Source organism: Bradyrhizobium lablabi (assembly GCF_900141755.1).
In the GTDB taxonomy this organism is placed as follows: domain Bacteria; phylum Pseudomonadota; class Alphaproteobacteria; order Rhizobiales; family Xanthobacteraceae; genus Bradyrhizobium; species Bradyrhizobium lablabi_A.
Genome location: NZ_LT670844.1, coordinates 2620307 through 2637181 on the forward strand (window position 1 = coordinate 2620307; position 16875 = coordinate 2637181).

Annotated in this window: 13 protein-coding genes and 1 pseudogene; 9 read left to right on the forward strand and 5 right to left on the reverse strand. The window is 62.8% G+C overall.

All coding sequences use genetic code 11. The features are described 5' to 3' along the window. Nucleotides 1-9 precede the first annotated feature (9 nt). Entirely contained in the window at nucleotides 10-1626 is a 1617-nt protein-coding gene (locus B5526_RS12135; protein WP_079544941.1) for a glycosyltransferase family 39 protein, read from the reverse strand. Nucleotides 1627-2012: 386 nt separating this feature from the next. Here B5526_RS12135 and B5526_RS12140 point away from each other — a divergent pair, with 386 nt between their 5' ends. From B5526_RS12140 to B5526_RS12160, 5 genes and pseudogenes are all read left to right on the forward strand, one after another. Continuing rightward, entirely contained in the window at nucleotides 2013-3746 is a 1734-nt protein-coding gene (locus tag B5526_RS12140; protein WP_079538397.1) for an adenylate/guanylate cyclase domain-containing protein, read from the forward strand. A 270-nt stretch (nucleotides 3747-4016) separates the two neighbouring features. Further along, a complete protein-coding gene (locus tag B5526_RS12145; protein ID WP_079538398.1) occupies nucleotides 4017-4298 on the forward strand; it encodes a hypothetical protein in 282 nt (93 codons plus the stop codon). A 124-nt stretch (nucleotides 4299-4422) separates the two neighbouring features. Then, nucleotides 4423-4533, forward strand: a pseudogene (locus B5526_RS38985) (cytochrome c); the annotation flags it as partial. Nucleotides 4534-4714: 181 nt separating this feature from the next. Next, the gene (locus tag B5526_RS12155; protein WP_079538399.1) at nucleotides 4715-5968 is read left to right on the forward strand and encodes an OpgC domain-containing protein; all 1254 of its coding nucleotides are present in this window, start codon (nucleotides 4715-4717) and stop codon (nucleotides 5966-5968) included. Nucleotides 5969-6182: 214 nt separating this feature from the next. Next, a complete protein-coding gene (locus B5526_RS12160) occupies nucleotides 6183-6383 on the forward strand; it encodes a cold-shock protein (protein WP_079538400.1) in 201 nt (66 codons plus the stop codon). Between the two features lie 128 nt (nucleotides 6384-6511). Here the strand turns inward: B5526_RS12160 and B5526_RS12165 are convergent, their stop codons facing one another. Beyond that, on the reverse strand, nucleotides 6512-7180 hold the full coding sequence (locus B5526_RS12165; RefSeq protein WP_244562276.1) for a hypothetical protein: 669 nt from the start codon (nucleotides 7178-7180) through the stop codon (nucleotides 6512-6514). A 107-nt stretch (nucleotides 7181-7287) separates the two neighbouring features. On the opposite strand from B5526_RS12165, the gene putA reads away from it, so the two are divergent. The 4 genes from putA (at nucleotide 7288) to B5526_RS12185 (ending at nucleotide 13678) form a co-directional block, all read left to right on the forward strand. Next, a complete protein-coding gene (gene putA / locus B5526_RS12170) occupies nucleotides 7288-10380 on the forward strand; it encodes a bifunctional proline dehydrogenase/L-glutamate gamma-semialdehyde dehydrogenase PutA (RefSeq protein ID WP_079538401.1) in 3093 nt (1030 codons plus the stop codon). Nucleotides 10381-10487: 107 nt separating this feature from the next. Then, a complete protein-coding gene (locus B5526_RS12175; protein ID WP_079538402.1) occupies nucleotides 10488-11612 on the forward strand; it encodes a hypothetical protein in 1125 nt (374 codons plus the stop codon). A 202-nt stretch (nucleotides 11613-11814) separates the two neighbouring features. Further along, on the forward strand, nucleotides 11815-13020 hold the full coding sequence (locus B5526_RS12180) for a CaiB/BaiF CoA transferase family protein (RefSeq protein ID WP_079538403.1): 1206 nt from the start codon (nucleotides 11815-11817) through the stop codon (nucleotides 13018-13020). A gap of 13 nt (nucleotides 13021-13033) precedes the next feature. After that, nucleotides 13034-13678: a glutathione S-transferase family protein gene (locus tag B5526_RS12185; RefSeq protein ID WP_079538404.1), complete on the forward strand. Its 645-nt coding sequence runs from the start codon at nucleotides 13034-13036 to the stop codon at nucleotides 13676-13678. A 158-nt stretch (nucleotides 13679-13836) separates the two neighbouring features. On the opposite strand, the gene B5526_RS38440 is transcribed toward B5526_RS12185, so the two are convergent. The 3 genes from B5526_RS38440 to B5526_RS12195 all read right to left on the reverse strand — a co-directional run bounded on the left by B5526_RS38440 (nucleotide 13837) and on the right by B5526_RS12195 (nucleotide 16866). After that, complete coding sequence (locus B5526_RS38440; protein WP_172842035.1) at nucleotides 13837-13995, reverse strand: hypothetical protein; 159 nt, start codon at nucleotides 13993-13995, stop codon at nucleotides 13837-13839. Nucleotides 13996-14057: 62 nt separating this feature from the next. Then, nucleotides 14058-15461: an MFS transporter gene (locus B5526_RS12190; RefSeq protein WP_079538405.1), complete on the reverse strand. Its 1404-nt coding sequence runs from the start codon at nucleotides 15459-15461 to the stop codon at nucleotides 14058-14060. Nucleotides 15462-15630: 169 nt separating this feature from the next. Further along, a complete protein-coding gene (locus tag B5526_RS12195) occupies nucleotides 15631-16866 on the reverse strand; it encodes a flavin-dependent oxidoreductase (protein ID WP_079538406.1) in 1236 nt (411 codons plus the stop codon). Nucleotides 16867-16875 lie beyond the last annotated feature (9 nt).

A 16875-nucleotide genomic window follows, 5' to 3' on the forward strand; every position in this document is an offset into this window, starting at 1 on the left:
TGTACACCATCAATGCTTGGCACTGAACGAGCTCTGAATGGAACGGGTCAAAAATAAGACGGAACGCTCATGTGCCATTTCGTCACAGCCGAAGTACGGCTGGGCAACCGCCTCCCTGGCACCGACGCGCAATGGCAGTCGAACCTCGCCCGCCAGCACGCGCGCGCGATAGAGCGGCGAGTTCTCTGGCGGCGCGAGCTCCGGCGTCCAGCCGGTCAGCTTTTCCAGCGCGTAGGTATCCATCACGATGCCGCGCCAGCTGCGGTCGACGCGTTCCAGCGGCTCCCGGACCGCGTTGATCGACGCCCATAAGGGGCTGGTATCATCGGGTTCGCGCCCGACATAGAGCCCGGTGTGGCCTGCGATCGACGTCATGCCGGGGTCGCGAAATCCGGAAAACCGCTCGCGCTCGTTGATCTGGATCACCGGCACGCGGCCACCAAAATACCAGCGCAGCATCGAATAGGTCCGGTAGTCCGTGGTCGCGATCCAGCTCGCGCCGGTCTTCTGCAGTTGGGCCTGCGCGCGCTCCGCGACTTGGCCAAAACCCGCCTCGCCGCCGGCCGGATCGGCCCTGCCAATGAAATTAAAGGGGCTGACGACGTAATAGAGAAAGACCAGAACGACGAAGGCAATACCGGAAACCACGGCCGTGTTGGCCCAGAAGATCGTCGATCTGATCATCCATTTCGGAAAACCTTCGCGCGGCAGCATCGCGATGTTGATGGCGGCGGCGGCAAATCCGATCGGCCACATGAACATCGGCCAGGTATCGCCGACCCGCAGCGTCAGCGATTTCCAGAAGAAATAGGCAAAGGGAACAATCACGGCGGTCGATAGCAGGATGGCAACCGCATTGCCGCGGCGATAACCGCGCCACGCCGTCAATGCGAGGCCCGACAGCACGACCGGCAGCAGGACGAATCCGACCAGGCCGAATTGCAGGCCGATGAAATCGCCGAGTGTGCGCAGCGATAGCTCATGGTTCGCGGTTGCGCGCACCAACTGGAATCGGAACGAGGCCCAGTCGTGCCCGGCATTCCAGATCAGGACCGGCAGGAACAGCGCCAGAGCGATCAGCACCGCCGCCCATGGATAGGGACTGGCGAGCCAGCGCCGGCGCCAGTGCGGCACCAGCAGGAAGGCCGCGACCGCCGGAAGCAACATCGTCGCGGTGAGCTTTGACAACAGCGAAAGCCCGGCGAATACGCCGGCGGCGAGCCACCAGCGGCCGTCGCCGCTTTCGGCGAGCCGGACCAGCGCCCATACCATCGCCACCGCGAACGGGATCAGCGCCACGTCGGGCGAGACTTTTGCCATCAAGAGCCCGTAGTAAAGTGCTGCCTCCGGCATCAAGAGCGCGAGCACGATGGCGCGAAAATCATGCGTCACGCGCCGGACGATATCGGCAAGCAATAGTTGCGTGACCAGCATCGCAACGATGCCGGCAAATCGCACGCCGAAATTGGTGTCGCCGAAGATCGCGGTGCCGAAACGGATGAACCAGGCGATCATCGGCGGATGATCGAGGAAGGAGAGCACGTTCTCCTTCGACCAGGTCCAGTAATACGCCTCGTCGGTGCGCAGATCGATCGCGCAGGCGTAGATCACCCGCATTACCGTCATTGCGGCGATCAGCACGGCTACGGCAAGCCATTGCCGGCGGGCAAGGCTGTCGGGTTTGGCGATGGTTCTATCGGGGGCGGCAATCGTCACGCGGCTTTCTCCCCGACTCCTCGGGGGGTGTCAATGTCGAGAAATTGCGCGGGGCTTCTTCGGTGCACCCCCTCTCCCGCTTCTGCGGGGGAGGGTTGGGGTGGGGGCTCTCTCCGCAACGGGACTCGCGGAGAGAGCCCCCACCCGCCTCGCTTTGCTCGGCACCCTCCCCTGCAAGAGCGGGAGAGGGAAGGCCGTCTCGGCGTTCGCCAGGGACGACGCCGAGAAGGTGGCCACTGATGGAATTAAACTCTACTATCGTCGATCTATTGCAGATGGGCTTTTGATTGAGTCACATGACCGCGTTCAAGGAAAACATCAAAAAACTCACCCTCGGCATCGGTGTCCGGCAGGTCCGTTTGGCTTGCGGGCTCGTGCTGTTTGCCTATCTGGTCAGCCATTTCGTCAACCACGCGCTCGGCAATATCTCGATGGAGGCGCTGGCCACCGGCGTCTATTACCACGTCCTGTTCTGGCGGTTTCCTCCGGTGGCGATCATGTTCTACGGCGCGGCGCTGGTGCACACCGGCCTCGGGATCTGGGCGCTCTACCAGCGCCGGGAATTTCGCTGGAAGGCGATGGAGCCGCTGCAGCTCGTGCTCGGCTTGAGCATCCCCATGCTGATCATCTCCCACATCGTCGGCGTGCGGCTCGGCCAGTCTCTGTTCGATCATGAAAAACTCTATCCGCAGGAGCTTTACGCGTTCTGGGTCGCGCGTACCTACCGGATCTGGCTGATGACCACGGTCCTCATCATCGCCTGGATACATGGCTGCATCGGTCTTTATTTCTGGCTTCGCATGAAGGCGTTCTTCAAGCGCGCGGCGCCGTTTCTGCTGGCCGCCGCGGTGCTGATTCCGACACTTGCCTTATTGGGCTTTTATCAGGGCGGACGCAGCGTCGTTGCCGACAGCGACGATCCGGACTGGCGGATCATCAATCTTTCGCGGCAAAAGGTCGGGACCACAGCCCAGCAGGCCGTGCTCGATAAGATCACCGACAATCTGCTGATCGGGTACCTCGCTCTGGTGGGCTTTGTCCTGTTGGCAAGAGGCGTGCGTTCGCTGAACGAGCGCCGCGCCGGCATGATCAGCCTGTCATATGGCAATGGCCGGACGGTTCGGGTGCCCAAGGGGCTCAGCGTGCTCGAGGCAAGCCTGCGCTATCATGTGCCGCATGCCAGCGTCTGCGGCGGCCGCGCCCGCTGCTCGACCTGCCGCATTCGCGTGATCGGCGATTCCAGCTCGCTGCCGCAGCCGTCGCCGCGCGAGGCGTTCGTGCTCAACCGCGTCGGCGCTACCGACCCGTCGGTGCGCCTCGCCTGCCAGCTCAGGCCGGAGGCCGATCTCTCCTTCTTCCAGCTCTTCATGCCGCAGGTAATATCGGCGAATTCGCCCGGCTCGCATCCACAGCGGATCGGCCAGGAGCGCTATCTGGTCAGCATGTTCGTGGACATGCGCGGCTCGACCCGGCTCGCCGAAAACCAATTGCCGTTCGATACCGTCTTCATCGTCAACCGCTTTCTCGGCGCAGTGTCGAAGGCTGTGATCGAATGCGGCGGCCAGCCGAACCAATTCGTTGGTGACGGGCTATTGGCGCTGTTCGGGCTTGTGGCCGACCCGCGCACCGCCTGTCGCCAGGCGCTGAAGGCGGCGGCGATGATTGCCGTCAATATCGACGAGCTCAATCAATTCCTGAGCCACGACCTGCGCGAGCCGATCCGCTTCGGCATCGGCATTCACGGCGGCGAAGTGATCATCGGCGACATCGGCTACCGCGACCACATGGTGTTCACCGCGCTCGGCGACGCCGTCAATGTCGCAGCAAGGCTGCAGGACATGACCAAGAGTCTTTCCTGCGAAGCGATCGTCTCGGAAGAGATTTTTATCACTGCAGGTTTGTCGGCCGATTTGTTGCCGCAGCAGCAAGTCGAGATTCGCGGACGCAGCGAGCCGATGATCGTGCGCTCGATCGCCGACACCAGGACATTGTCGGCGTTGGTTAACGATGTGGAAAGCGCCGCGGCCTAGAGCATGATCCGGAAAAGTGGGAACCGATTTTGCGAACAGATCATGCTCAAAAAAAGATGAGATCATGATCCGATTCAATTTAAGCGGATCATGATCTCGCGCAGCGTTGCTGCATCCGACACATTCCACACCTGAACAAGTATTCAGAAAATTGTCCTCGAACCGAATGCAATTTTCTCGAACCCCGTTCTGCGAGGGTGCGACTGATGGGCGATGGGTAACACTGAAACTGGCAACCCGCGCCAAGGCGCACATGAAAGGAAATCGACTATGTTACGCAAGCTCACTCTTGGAATTGTTGCCGCAGCTACGCTTGGCGCGATGGCGCTGGCTCCCACTGCCGCTTCCGCAGGCGGCGGCGGAGGTGGCTTCAAAGGATGTTGCGGCGGATGGAACGGCGGCGGCTGGGGCTATCATCATCACCACTGGGGCCACGGCATCGGCATCGGCTTCGTCGGCGGCGGCTACGGCGACGACGATTGCTATGTGACGCGCCCGGTGCTGACGCAGTTCGGCTATCGCCTGCGCACCGTGAACGTCTGCGGTTATTGATCGAACGTCGAGTTCTTTCAATTCGAGACGCCCCGGCCGTCAACGAGCGGCCGGGGTTTGCTGTGTTCATCTGGAATGCCGGTGACACCGAGCCGATGGAATCTGGCCGGACACCTGCGAAATACAAGAAGGATTTTGGCAGGCCGAATTGACCAAGATGATAAAACTCTATGGCGCGCCGATCGACGAGATGGATATTCCAAAGATCGTCGAATATCTCGCCGCGACGTATTAAGGCCGCGCGGCCATCGCGCAGACGATCACTGTTTCGTGCGCGTAACCAAGTGTTAGGTATCGCCGCGCATCCAAGTGTTCCATTCACGTAAAGTCGATTGGGATCGGGTGCGCGTCTGCGCTACGATTCCCGACCATACGAATCATCGATTTCGAAAAAGCTACGGCACCGGGCCGCATCCATGGATATCAAAGCTATTCTCGCCGCGCGCGGTCGCGATCCGCGGCTCTATCTTTTTCTGGGGCTGGCGAACTGGTTCATCTTCGTCGATCACATTCCCCACAATGTCGTGAACCTGTTCACGATCCGGAATTTTGGATTCAGCGGCGCCGCGGAGATCTTCATCTTCATCGCCGGCTATGCGATGTCGATCGTCTACGCACGGATCATGATGGAACGCGGCTTCATTGTCGGTGGGACCCGGCTGTTCAAACGCGTCGGGCACCTCTATGCCGCCTACATCGTGCTGTTCGTGATTTACGTCGTGACCATCACCCACGTCGCCGCACAATATGCCGCGCCCGACATCATCACCGAATTCAATGTCACCGGCCTGGTCGATCATCCGGTCCGGACCTTGATCCACGGGTTGTTCCTGGAATCCAAGCCGCTCAACCTCGACGTCCTGCAGCTATATATCATCTTGATGGCGTGCCTCCCCCCGGTGCTTGGGATGATGCTGCTTTGGCCCGACCTGACGCTGGCCGCGTCGATAGCGCTCTATCTCGCCGCAAGGACGTTCGATTGGAATCTGCCGTCGTTTCCCGATGGCAACTGGTCCTTCAACCCGTTCTGCTGGCAATTGCTGTTCGTGCTGGGCAGCTGGCTCGCGCTCGGCGGGCTGGAAAAATGCCGCGCTATTCTCAAGTGGCCGACCCTGCTTTATCTCGGGATTGCTTACCTCACCTTTGCCTTCGTGATGACAATGGCGGGGCGATTTCCGGAATTCGGCAGCATGTTGCCGGCGTGGCTCGTCGACGCGTTCAATCCCAGTGACAAGACCAATCTCGCCCCCTATCGGCTTTTGCATTTTATCGTGCTCGCGTTCATCGTGACGCGATTGGTGGCGAAGGACTGGGTTGGGCTGCAATGGAAAATCCTCGCGCCCATCATCAAATGCGGCGAAGAGTCGCTCGCGGTATTTTGCGCCGGCGTGTTCCTGTCGTTTGTCGGCCATTTGGCGCTGACGATAAGTTCGGACTCCGTGCCGGCGCAGATTTTGGTCAGCGCGGCGGGCATCGCGATCATGACGCTGATCGCCTATTACATCTCATGGTCGAAGCGGCAGGACGAGCCGTCCGAAGTCCGGCGCCGCGTGGCATCAAACGATGCCGATGACGAAACCGCGACGACAAATTCGATCGCAGGTCCGCCTCTCGCGGGCCCGCAATCGGAGCCCGGGACGGCCCGTGCTCGCGACCTGGTAAAATTGTAATTGGCCGGCTTGCCTTTGTTTCGCCGCAACAAAGGCGCGCGAAGGCGGCAAAAATGGCAAATGCCCCGCGAAAAGATGGTTTTCCCCTGAAATCGATGTGTCGTTTGCGCTATCATGCCCCGCACATACCGCGTATCGTGCGCGCGTCGGGCATGGCCGGTTTGCGGGGACCAGCAGTTCGCTATTGTTTTTTTGCGCCCGCGGAGACGACGTGATGGCTAAAGGTACTGTGAAGTGGTTCAACGCGACCAAGGGTTTTGGATTCATCCAGCCCTCCACTGGCGGCAAGGACGTTTTTGTTCATATTTCTGCGGTTGAGAAGGCGGGTCTTTCCACGCTCAACGAAGGACAGACGGTCGAATACGAAGAAGTTGCCAATCGCGGCAAGACCTCGGCCGAAAACCTCAAGGTTTGACGCCAGGCGCGCGGGCTGTGACAGCGCCCTCTCGGAGATAATCCGGGAGTGCGGCTTTCAGGAAATCTCAGACATTGCGAACGTTCGGCGGGGCGGGCACCGCTTCCGCGCGCGTTGCGTAAAGCCGATCAGTCTTCCGTGACCCATCGTTCGACGGTCATGACATCGGGCGGCTCCGAATAGCCGCGCGGCCACATGTCGACGACCCACTCGACCTTGGTGGCGCGGTCGACCAGCACCGCGGTGTTGTGTGGCGTCTGGAACACCAGCGCGTTGCCGCGATAATGCGGGTCGCCCACCACATGATATTTGAAGAGACCCCATTCCTGCAGCACCAACAGCAGGCTGGTGGTGTTGCGGGTGGTGTCCCAGCAATCGTAATTGTGCTTGTCGTCGAAGGCGCGGATGTCCGCCTTGGCGACGCGCTTCTCGGTTCCGATCACCGGCCCCATGCGGCGATCGAACCAGATCACGGCTTTTTGCACCGCCGCGCGCTCCGCCGCCGCCGATGCTTTGCCGGCGGCGAGGATTTTTGTCAGGGCCGCGCGGTCGCCGGGCTTGAAATCGAGGATCTCGCGGCGCCGGCAGACGAAGCCGTAGCAGACCGTCATGCGCTGCGCCGAGGGCGGGAAAATCGACACCGTCGAGTACAGCGCCGCCTGCGGCGCGCTCAATTCGGCCGCGAGAGCCGGCACGGCCCCTCCGATCGAGGCTAGTCCGATCAAGCTCACGGCAGACGCGCAAACCGTCAGGGCACTCGCTCTGCCAGATCGTTCCCGCCTGCCCTTAAGCCGCATCCGTCGTCGCACTTCCCAGCCAAAAAAACCCGGCAAAAGCTATCGCAGCGGTTTCGCGATGCCAAGACCGGTTGCATGATAGGCTCGCGGAAAACCTGAAGTGTGTCATGAATGCCGATTCCTCAACCTATCCGCCATTTGCGGCGCCTTACGCGCCGGACGACGGCGTCATCGCGGCCCGGCTGCTTGCCGCAGCGCGGCTAACGGCGGAACAGGACGGGCGGATCGACCGCACCGCGACCCGCCTGATCGAGGCGATCCGCGCCAATGACGACCGCCTCGGCGGCGTCGAGGACATGCTGCGCGAATTCGCGCTCTCGACCAAAGAGGGCCTGGCGCTGATGGTGCTCGCCGAAGCCCTGTTGCGGGTGCCGGATGCGCGCACCGCCGACCAGTTCATCGAGGACAGGCTCGGCCAAGGCGATTTCGTGCACCACGAAACCAAGTCCAGCGCCTTCCTGGTCAATGCGTCTGCCTGGGCGCTCGGCATGTCGGCGCGGGTCATTCAACCCGGCGAGACGCCGGAAGGAACCATCGGGCGGCTGGCAAAACGGCTCGGCGTTCCCGCCGTGCGCGCCGCGACGCGGCAGGCGATGCGGCTGATGGGCAGCCATTTTGTGCTGGGCGAGACGATCGAGGCGGCGCTGGCGCGCGCCGAACCGGATTCGGAGGGTCACGCGCGCTATTCCTTCGACATGCTCGGCGAAGGCGCGCGCACTGCGGCGGACGCGGAACGCTATTTCGATTCCTACGCCCGTGCGATCGAAGCCATCGGCCGCACCGCCGACGACCGGCCGTTGCCCGATCGTCCCGGCATCTCGGTAAAACTCTCGGCGCTCCATCCGCGCTTCGAACCATCAAGCCGCGGGCGGGTGATGCGTGAGCTGGTGCCGCGGCTGATCGAGCTGGCGCAGCGCGCCAAAGTTTTCGATTTAAATTTCACGGTTGATGCCGAGGAAGCCGACCGGCTCGAACTATCGCTTGCGGTGATCACGGCGGCGTTCAGCGACGCATCTCTTGCGGGCTGGGACGGCTTTGGGCTTGCGATCCAGGCCTACCAGAAACGCGCGAATGACGTGATCGGCACCATCGACGAACTGGCGCGGGCGCACAACCGGCGGATGATGGTACGGCTCGTCAAGGGCGCCTATTGGGACACCGAGATCAAGCGCGCGCAGGAGCGCGGGCTCGACGACTATCCCGTCTTCACCCGCAAGGCGATGACGGATTTGAACTATGTCGCCAGCGCACAGCGTATGCTGGCGCTGCGGCCGCGGATTTTCCCGCAATTCGCAACCCACAACGCGCTGACAGTCGCGACCGTGCTCGAACTTGTCGATGACAAAGGCGGTTTCGAGTTTCAGCGCCTGCACGGCATGGGCGAAGCGCTGTACGCGCAACTGAGCGATGATTTTCCGGCGCTGGCGTACCGGACCTATGCGCCGGTCGGCAGCCACCGTGATCTGTTGGCCTATCTGGTGCGGCGTCTGCTGGAAAACGGCGCCAACTCGTCATTCGTGGCGATCGCCGCCGACGATACGGTTCCCGTCGCGACGCTGCTGCGGCGCCCGACCGATATCGTCTGTACGCCCGACAACGCGCGGCATCCCAACATCCGACTTCCCCGCGATCTCTATCAGCCGCAGCGCCAGAACTCGCGCGGCATCGAATTCGGCGAGCGCGCCGCGCTGGATGGATTGATCTCGGCGGTCGCGGCGCAAACCGGGTCCGTTATGGCTGCGCCTCTCATCGACGGCAAAACTGGAACCGGCGCGCCGCGGCCGGTCGCGAGCCCGATCGATCCGGCAATTTCGGTCGGGACCGTCGTCGATGCGACACCGGAGCAAGCGAATGACGCCGTCGCCGCCGCGCGCAAGGGATTTGCATCCTGGAGCCGAACGCCCGCCGAGACGCGCGCAAGAATCCTGGAGCGAACCGCGGAACTATTGGAGGAGAACGCAGCGCATTTCATCGCGCTGTTGCAACGCGAGGGCGGAAAGACACTCGACGACGCGCTGTCCGAAGTCCGCGAGGCGGCCGATTTCTGCCGTTACTACGCCGCTGAGGGCAAAAGATTGTTCGGCGCGGGCGACGCCATGCCGGGGCCGACCGGCGAGAGCAATGTCTTATTGCTGCGCGGCCGTGGCGCCTTCGTCGCTATCTCGCCGTGGAATTTTCCACTGGCGATTTTTACCGGGCAAATCACCGCAGCACTGATGGCCGGCAATACGGTGGTCGCAAAACCCGCCGAACAGACGCCGCTGATCGCGGCCGAGGCGATACGGTTGCTGCACGAAGCCGGCGTGCCCACTTCAGTGCTGCATCTTGTGCCCGGCGACGGCACGATCGGCGCGGCGCTGACGGCGCATCCCGATATCGCCGGTGTCGTCTTCACCGGTTCGACCGAGGTGGCGCGGTCGATCAATCGCACGCTCGCCGCCAAGGACGGCCCGATCGTGCCGCTGATCGCGGAAACCGGCGGCATCAATGCCATGATCGTGGATGCGACCGCGCTGCCCGAGCAGGTCGCCGACGACGTCGTGACGTCGGCGTTTCGCTCCGCCGGCCAGCGCTGCTCGGCCTTGCGGTTATTGTTCGTCCAGGACGACGTCGCCGACCGCATGATCGAAATGATCGCGGGCGCAGCTAGCGAACTTGCGCTCGGCGATCCGCGCGAACTCGCCACGCATATCGGGCCGGTGATCGACACCGAGGCAAAACAGCGACTGGAAAGCCATATCGCGCGCATGAAACGCGAGGCCCGCGTGCATTTCGAAGGGATCGCGCCGCCGGGCCATTACGTCGCGCCGCACATCTTCGAATTGGCCGACGCGGGGCAACTGACCGAGGAAGTGTTTGGGCCGATCCTGCATGTGGTGCGCTACCGCGCCGAAAATCTCGACCGCGTGCTGCAATCCATCGAGCGCACCGGCTACGGGCTGACGCTCGGCATTCACTCCCGCATCGACGACACCATCGAGGGCGTGATCGATCACCTCTCGGTCGGCAACGTCTATGTCAACCGCAACATGATTGGGGCGGTGGTCGGGGTACAGCCGTTCGGCGGCCACGGGCTGTCGGGCACCGGCCCGAAGGCCGGCGGCCCGCATTATCTGACGCGTTTTGCGACCGAACAGACCGTGACCATCAACACGGCCGCCGCCGGCGGCAACGCCGCGCTGATGACCGACAGGGAATAGCTGGCTGCCCTGCTGCCGGGAACCGTGATCGACATCACGAACCAAATCGCCGGATCTTGCGACCATCCTTCGAAAACCGCTCGCGCGGTAGCGCGAGGGAGGAAGCAATGGCCGACAATCGCGAAGCGATCATGTTCAAGAAGGTGCCGGACGGCTATGTTTTCCGGGCGCCGAACCCATGGGTGCTCGGCCGCGCCAGATTCTATCTGGTCGACGAGGCGCAAAAGACAAAACTGCTCGCGATCATCACGGCGCGAAGCCAGGCCGTGTTTTGGGTGATATTTGCGGGTTTGATCGGCATCAGTACGGCAGCGCTCGCTCACTTCTCCGGCCATCACAATCCGACGCCAAGGGATTTTGTCGTCATGCTGGCGCTGGTCCCGATCTGGCTTTATGCCGCCGCGTTGGTTTCCGTCCGCCCGACCGCGCGCCGGTTGCAACCATTGCTGGCCGGCCTGCCGCGCACGGATCAGCGGATCACGGCGGCTGAGATGCGCCAGGCCGTGCGCAAGACCGTCTCCTTCCGCCACTATCTGTTGCTTGGCGTCAGCCAGGCGATCCTGTCCGTGGCCCTCATCATGCTGGCGCTGCAAAAAACCGATGGCGGCCGCGTCTCGGTGTTTGCAGACGGCGGCGCGTTCATCTTGGTGTTCTGCGCCGTTGTCGTCGTGGTTTCCTCGCTCTCCTTTCTGGCCGCGGCGCTGGACAAGGCCCGGCGCAAGCAATATCAGGCCGCGCCTGCGGACAGGTCTTTCAAAACTCTGCTGCTGCCGATTTTCTGCCTCGTCGTTTCGATCGGGCTGCTCGGTGTCGTGGTGACGACTGCATTGCGGACCAATGAGCGGCAGCATCAGGTGGCGCTGATCCAGGGCCGGCTGGACAATTTGAAGGCCCGCATGAACGGGTCACAAATCCGCAGCCGGCAGGAGAGCCTGAAATTCCGGACGGTGGCCAACCGCGCCCGCATCGGCGAACTGCTCGCCAAGCAGAACAACCCAACCGTCCGTTGCGAACCGACAACGCCTACCGACGATCCGGCCCGGCTTGAAGGCATCCAGGCCTGCCACGAGTTCGCCCGCAGGGAGCAGGAAGACATTCAAGGCGAGCTTGCTGCGGCGAGAGCGGAAAGCGAGGCCATCCAGCAGGACAATTCGGTGCTTCAAAAGGAAGTCGACGCGATCCGCACCCAGGTCGACGCCCTGCAGACGGAAATCAAGGCGATCGGAAAATAGGGTTTCTCCGTCATTGCGAGCGTAAGCGAAGCAATCCAGCTTTTGGAGCGAGAAGCTGGATTGCTTCCTCGCAATGACGGGGAAAAACTGCCGTTGCATCGCGCGACCAACATGGTCAAATGGCGCCCGACATTGATTGTTACCGCGCAAAATTCCAGCACACGGAACAACACGAGCAAAACGTCACGGGAGCGAGCTGACCATGGAAGACGGCATTTTCGAAGGCCTCAAGGTTCTGGACTGCGCGAGTTTTATCGCAGCGCCCGCGGCCGCGACGGTGTTGTCGGATTTTGGTGCCCAGGTGATCAAGATCGAGCCACCCGGTACGGGCGATCCCTATCGCAACCTGCCGAACCTGCCGGGATATCCGCACTCTCCGCACAATTTCGCCTGGATGCTGGAATCCCGCAACAAGCGAAGCCTTGCGCTCGACCTTTCCAAGCCGGAGGGACAGGCGGTCCTGCACCGCCTCGCCGGCGAGGCGGATGTCTTCATCACCAATTTTCCGCCCGCGGTGCGCGAGCGGCTCGGGCTGACCTACGCAAAACTGGCGCCGCTCAATGAGCGCCTGATCTATGCCTCGTTCACCGGCTATGGCGAGAAGGGCGAGGAGGCCAACAAACCCGGCTTCGACAGCAACGCCTATTGGGCGCGCTCCGGCCTGATGGATCTGGTGCGCGCGGATACCACCACGACGCCTGCGCGCTCGGTCGCCGGCATGGGCGACCACCCCTGCGCGATGGCGCTGTACGGCGCGATCGTGACTGCGCTCTACAAGCGCGAGCGCACCGGCAAGGGGTCGCATGTCAGTTCGAACCTGATGGCCAACGGCATCTGGGCCAACGGCATTCTGGCGCAAGCCAAACTGGTGGGCGCGAAATTCGGCGAGCGCCGCCCGCGCGAGCACGCGCTGAACGCGGTGACCAATCACTACCGATGCAAGGACGGCCGCTGGCTGATCCTGTCGCTGCTCAACGAGGACCGGCAATGGCCGACGCTGGCGCGCTGCCTGGAGCGCGAGGATCTCGTCAGCGATCCCAGATTCGCCACCAAGCCGGACCGCCATAAGCGGTCGCTGGAACTCATAAAGCTGTTCGACGAGATTTTTGCCACAAAAGACCTCGCCGAATGGCGCAAGATACTCGACGGCAACGGGCTGGTGTTCGGCGTGGTCGGTATCCTCGACGATATTCCCCATGATCAGCAGATGATCGACAACGAGGTGCTGGTGCCACGCGAGGGCGACGGCATGCTCACCATCAACAGCCCGATCTTTATCGACGGCAGCAAGAAGGTGCAGCCGCGGCGGGCGCCCGACATCGGCGAGCACAGCGATGAGGTGCTGCGCGAGGCCGGATACGACGAGGCGGCGATCCAGCAGTTGCGGGCCTCGGGCGCGGTGGCTTGAGAGGGGCGTAAACATGCCGACCTACCGGCTGCATTATTTCCCCGAATCGGGAAACAGCTACAAGCTGGCGCTGATGCTCACGCTCTGCGGCCATAGCTTTGAGCCGGTGTGGACCGATTTCGCCGGCGGCGCGACGCGGACGAAAGAGTGGCGGCAGACGGTCAACGAGATGGGGGAAATTCCGGTGCTGGAAGAGGATGGCGTGCGCCTGACCCAGACCGCGCCGATCCTCCTAAAACTCGCCGAACAATATGGCCGGTTTGGCGGCGAGACTCCTGCCGAGAATTTCGAGGTGCTGCGCTGGCTGTTCTGGGATAACCACAAGCTGACCGGCTACATGGCGACCTATCGCTACCACCGGACGTTCACGCCGTCTCCCGATCAGCAAGTGCTGGCGTACTTCCGAAAGCGCCTCGACGACTTCCTCGGCATCCTCGAGCAACATCTGCGGCGAAGCGCGTTCGCCATCGGCGACCGGCCGACGGTGGCGGACATTTCCATGATCGCTTACCTGCACTATCCGAGCGACGAGACCGGATACGATCTTGCGGCCACGCATCCGGCGGTGAGCGCCTGGCTGCGGCGCGTCGCCGGCCTGCCGGGTTGGCGGTCGGCTTACGATCTGCTACCGGGCAAGCGGCTCACGCATCATGCGTAGGGATCTATTCGGGTTCGCGCCAGCCGTACATCGAGGCCACATGGTTCGAGACGCGCGGCGTTGCCGCGCTCCTCACCATGAGGGTTTAGGACCTCATCCTGAGGAGCCGCGCGTTTGCGCGGCGTCTCGAAGGATGAAGCCACGGAATGAGAACTGCCTTAGCTATTGCGGATCAGGATCACCCAGCCGATCGCGGCAAGGGCGATGATCACGGCGACCGCGATCGCCCATACGCTCACTCTGATGTCGCTGACGGTCTGGCGTTCGGCTTCGTTCTGGGCGATTTCACGATTGCGCTCTTTGCTGTCGTCGTTCATCGCCCGCTCTCCGCCTCGCACCCGTCAGCCTGGTCCGGTCAGCTCCCGCATCGCAGACTAACCTACGCCCCCACCGTCGTCGATGGACGCAAGGGTGCCTCGAACGCGGCCGGCGCGTCCGCGGTCTCCCGGCTGCTTCCTCCCATGCCGGCAAGCCGGCTCAGGAAAAACGCCGCCAGCGCCGCGCAAAGGGCCGCGCTAGCTGCCGCCATGAACACCGCCGCCGGGCTCCATTTCATGGTCAGAAGCCAGCCGCCGACCAGCGGCCCGACGATCGAGCCGGCCCGGCCGATCCCGAGCGCCCAGCCGACGCCGGTCGCCCTGACCGCGGTCGGATAAAACCCGGCCGCCAGCGCGTTGGCGGCGATCTGACCGCCGACTGTGCAAAACCCGGTGACGAAGATTGCCATGGTAACAAAGACAACCGAATGACCGAGCTGCCCGATCGCGCCGATCGAAAAAACGGCAATGAAATATACCAGCGCCAGCGCGCGAAACGAGAAACGATCGATGACGCTGCCGAGCGCGAGGGCGCCGACCACGCCACCGACCTGCAACATCGACCCGATCACCGCCGCCCCGGATTCCGAGGCGCCGAGATCGTTGAGCACGGTCGGCAGCCAGTTGGTCAGGAAATAAAGATCGAGCAGGCTCATGAAGAACACCACCCACAGCAACAGCGTCACCAGAGTTCGTCCGTCCTTGAACAGATGCAGCACCGGCATGCCGGCGAGCCCGGGTTCGTGCACGACGAACGTGGTCGCCGGGGCGAACGCAACTTTCGGGCTGACCAACCTAAGCAATTCCGCGACCCGCTCGTTGGCGCGCCCGGTGAGCGCGAGGAACCGCACGGATTCCGGCAGCCAAAACGCCAGGATCGGCACCAGCAGAAGCGGCGCGAGCCCGCCGACGACAAACACCGCGCGCCAGCCGAACGGCTCGATCAGCGCCGCCGCGAGCAGCCCGCCCAGCGCGGCGCCCAGCGAGAAGCCGCAGAACATGATCATCACCATGGTGGCGCGGCGGCGGCGCGGGCTGAATTCGGAGGTCATCGCGATCGTATTCGGCATCGCGCCGCCGAGACCGAGCCCGGTCAGGAAACGGATCGCGAGCAGCGTGTTGACGTCGCGGGCGAAGGCGGTGGCGAGCGCGCCGAGGCCGAAGGCAAGCGTGCTCAGGATGATGATCCGCTTGCGTCCGATGCGGTCGGCGAGTGGTCCGAACACCAGCGCGCCGATCATCAGCCCGAACAGGCCGGCCGAAAATACCGGGCCGAGCGCGCCCTTGGTCAGGCTCCATTCCCTGGCGAGCCGCGGCGCCACAAAGCCGATCGCCGTGGTATCAAAACCGTCGAGGATCAAGACCGCCGCGCAGGTCGCGAGCAGGCCGATCTGAAATCCGCCGACCGGCTGGTTGTCGATGAAGTCAGCGACGTCGATCGGGCCACCATCTTGAGAAATCGCCATTGTTCCCTCCCCTGGAAAAACTCTATCGTCATTGCGAGGAGCCAACGGGTCGCGCGAAATGCGCGCCCGATGACAGGCTCCGCGACGAAGCAATCCACCCTTCTCTTTCTGCTGCGAAATGGATTGCTTCGCTTCGCTCGCAATGACGGCGGCGCGACTTGTTGGTTCTTCACCCGCGCAATGCCTCTTTCGAATAACCCGCAATCCGCTTGTAGCCTTCGGACAGCGCGACCAGCTCGTCGCGGCTGATGACCTCGTCGATATCGGCAAAAGGCCGGTCGCTTGTGCGCTGAAATACTTCGCGCAGGATGGCGTCGGGCGGATTGGTGCGGTTGGTCAGAACGATCCGCGTGGTGGCTTCCAGCCGCTGCTTCTCGTAAGCCGAAAGCGCTGCGACCGGATCGTTGTTCACAGATAGCGCCGTGGTCAGCGCGCGGGCATCGAGGATCGCTTGTCCAGCGCCGTTGGAGCCGCGCGGCACCATCGGATGGGCCGCGTCGCCAAGCAACGTCACCCGTCCAAAACTCCAGCGAGGCAGCGGGTCCTGATCGACCATCGGAAATTCCAGCACGCTATCGGCCGCGCGAATGAACGCCGGCACATCGAGCCAGTCAAAATGCCAGTCGGCAAAGGCGCCGATGAAATCATCGAGCGCGCCTTGCCGGTTCCAGTCGCGCTTTCGATAGGTTGGCGTTTCGATTTCAGCGACCCAGTTGACGAGCTGCAAGCCGTCGGCGCCGATGGGGCGGATCGGATAGATCACCATCTTGCCGTGCGACAGCCATCCCGCCCGCACCATGCTGGCGCCCGACAGGATCGGCTTCCAGCGCGTCACGCCGCGCCACATGTTGACGCCGGAATAGCGCGGCTCGCCTTCCTCCGGGAAAAACTGCTTTCTGATCGCCGAGTTGATGCCGTCGCAGGCGATCGCGACGCGGCCGCGTACGGTCGTGCGGCTGGCGCCCCCCGGTCCGTCGGAAAAATGCATGCTGACACCGGTCGCGTCCTGCTCGACGGCTGTGCAATGATGGCTGGTGTTCAGCCGATCTGCGCCCGCGCGAGCGTGAAACGCGTCGAGCAGCACCATCTGCAGATCGCCGCGATGGATCGAGAATTGCGGATGCTCATAGCCCGCCGCGCACCCCAGCGGCTCCTGATAGATCAGTTGCCCGAAGCGATTGAAGAAGGTCGCATCACCAGTTGCGATCGCGACTTTTGCCAGATCGGCTTCCAGGCCGAGGGCCGCGAGCTCCCTGGTCGCATGCGGCAATAGATTGATGCCGACGCCAACCGGCCTGATCTCGGCGGCCGATTCGAAAATCCGGCAGGGAATTTTGGCCGCGTGCAGCGCAAGGCCGAGCGTGAGCCCACCGATGCCGGCTCCGACGATGATGACGTCGTCCATGTTTCCTCC

Bases quoted from the DNA above. Each gene is read 5' to 3' on its own strand.
- B5526_RS12135 (WP_079544941.1), bottom strand. From the start codon at position 1,626: ATGACGGTAATGCGGGTGATCTACGCCTGCGCGATCGATCTGCGCACC.
- B5526_RS12140 (WP_079538397.1), top strand. From the start codon at position 2,013: ATGACCGCGTTCAAGGAAAACATCAAAAAACTCACCCTCGGCATCGGT.
- B5526_RS12145 (WP_079538398.1), top strand. From the start codon at position 4,017: ATGTTACGCAAGCTCACTCTTGGAATTGTTGCCGCAGCTACGCTTGGC.
- B5526_RS12155 (WP_079538399.1), top strand. From the start codon at position 4,715: ATGGATATCAAAGCTATTCTCGCCGCGCGCGGTCGCGATCCGCGGCTC.
- B5526_RS12160 (WP_079538400.1), top strand. From the start codon at position 6,183: ATGGCTAAAGGTACTGTGAAGTGGTTCAACGCGACCAAGGGTTTTGGA.
- B5526_RS12165 (WP_244562276.1), bottom strand. From the start codon at position 7,180: ATGCGGCTTAAGGGCAGGCGGGAACGATCTGGCAGAGCGAGTGCCCTG.
- putA (WP_079538401.1), top strand. From the start codon at position 7,288: ATGAATGCCGATTCCTCAACCTATCCGCCATTTGCGGCGCCTTACGCG.
- B5526_RS12175 (WP_079538402.1), top strand. From the start codon at position 10,488: ATGGCCGACAATCGCGAAGCGATCATGTTCAAGAAGGTGCCGGACGGC.
- B5526_RS12180 (WP_079538403.1), top strand. From the start codon at position 11,815: ATGGAAGACGGCATTTTCGAAGGCCTCAAGGTTCTGGACTGCGCGAGT.
- B5526_RS12185 (WP_079538404.1), top strand. From the start codon at position 13,034: ATGCCGACCTACCGGCTGCATTATTTCCCCGAATCGGGAAACAGCTAC.
- B5526_RS38440 (WP_172842035.1), bottom strand. From the start codon at position 13,995: ATGAACGACGACAGCAAAGAGCGCAATCGTGAAATCGCCCAGAACGAA.
- B5526_RS12190 (WP_079538405.1), bottom strand. From the start codon at position 15,461: ATGGCGATTTCTCAAGATGGTGGCCCGATCGACGTCGCTGACTTCATC.
- B5526_RS12195 (WP_079538406.1), bottom strand. From the start codon at position 16,866: ATGGACGACGTCATCATCGTCGGAGCCGGCATCGGTGGGCTCACGCTC.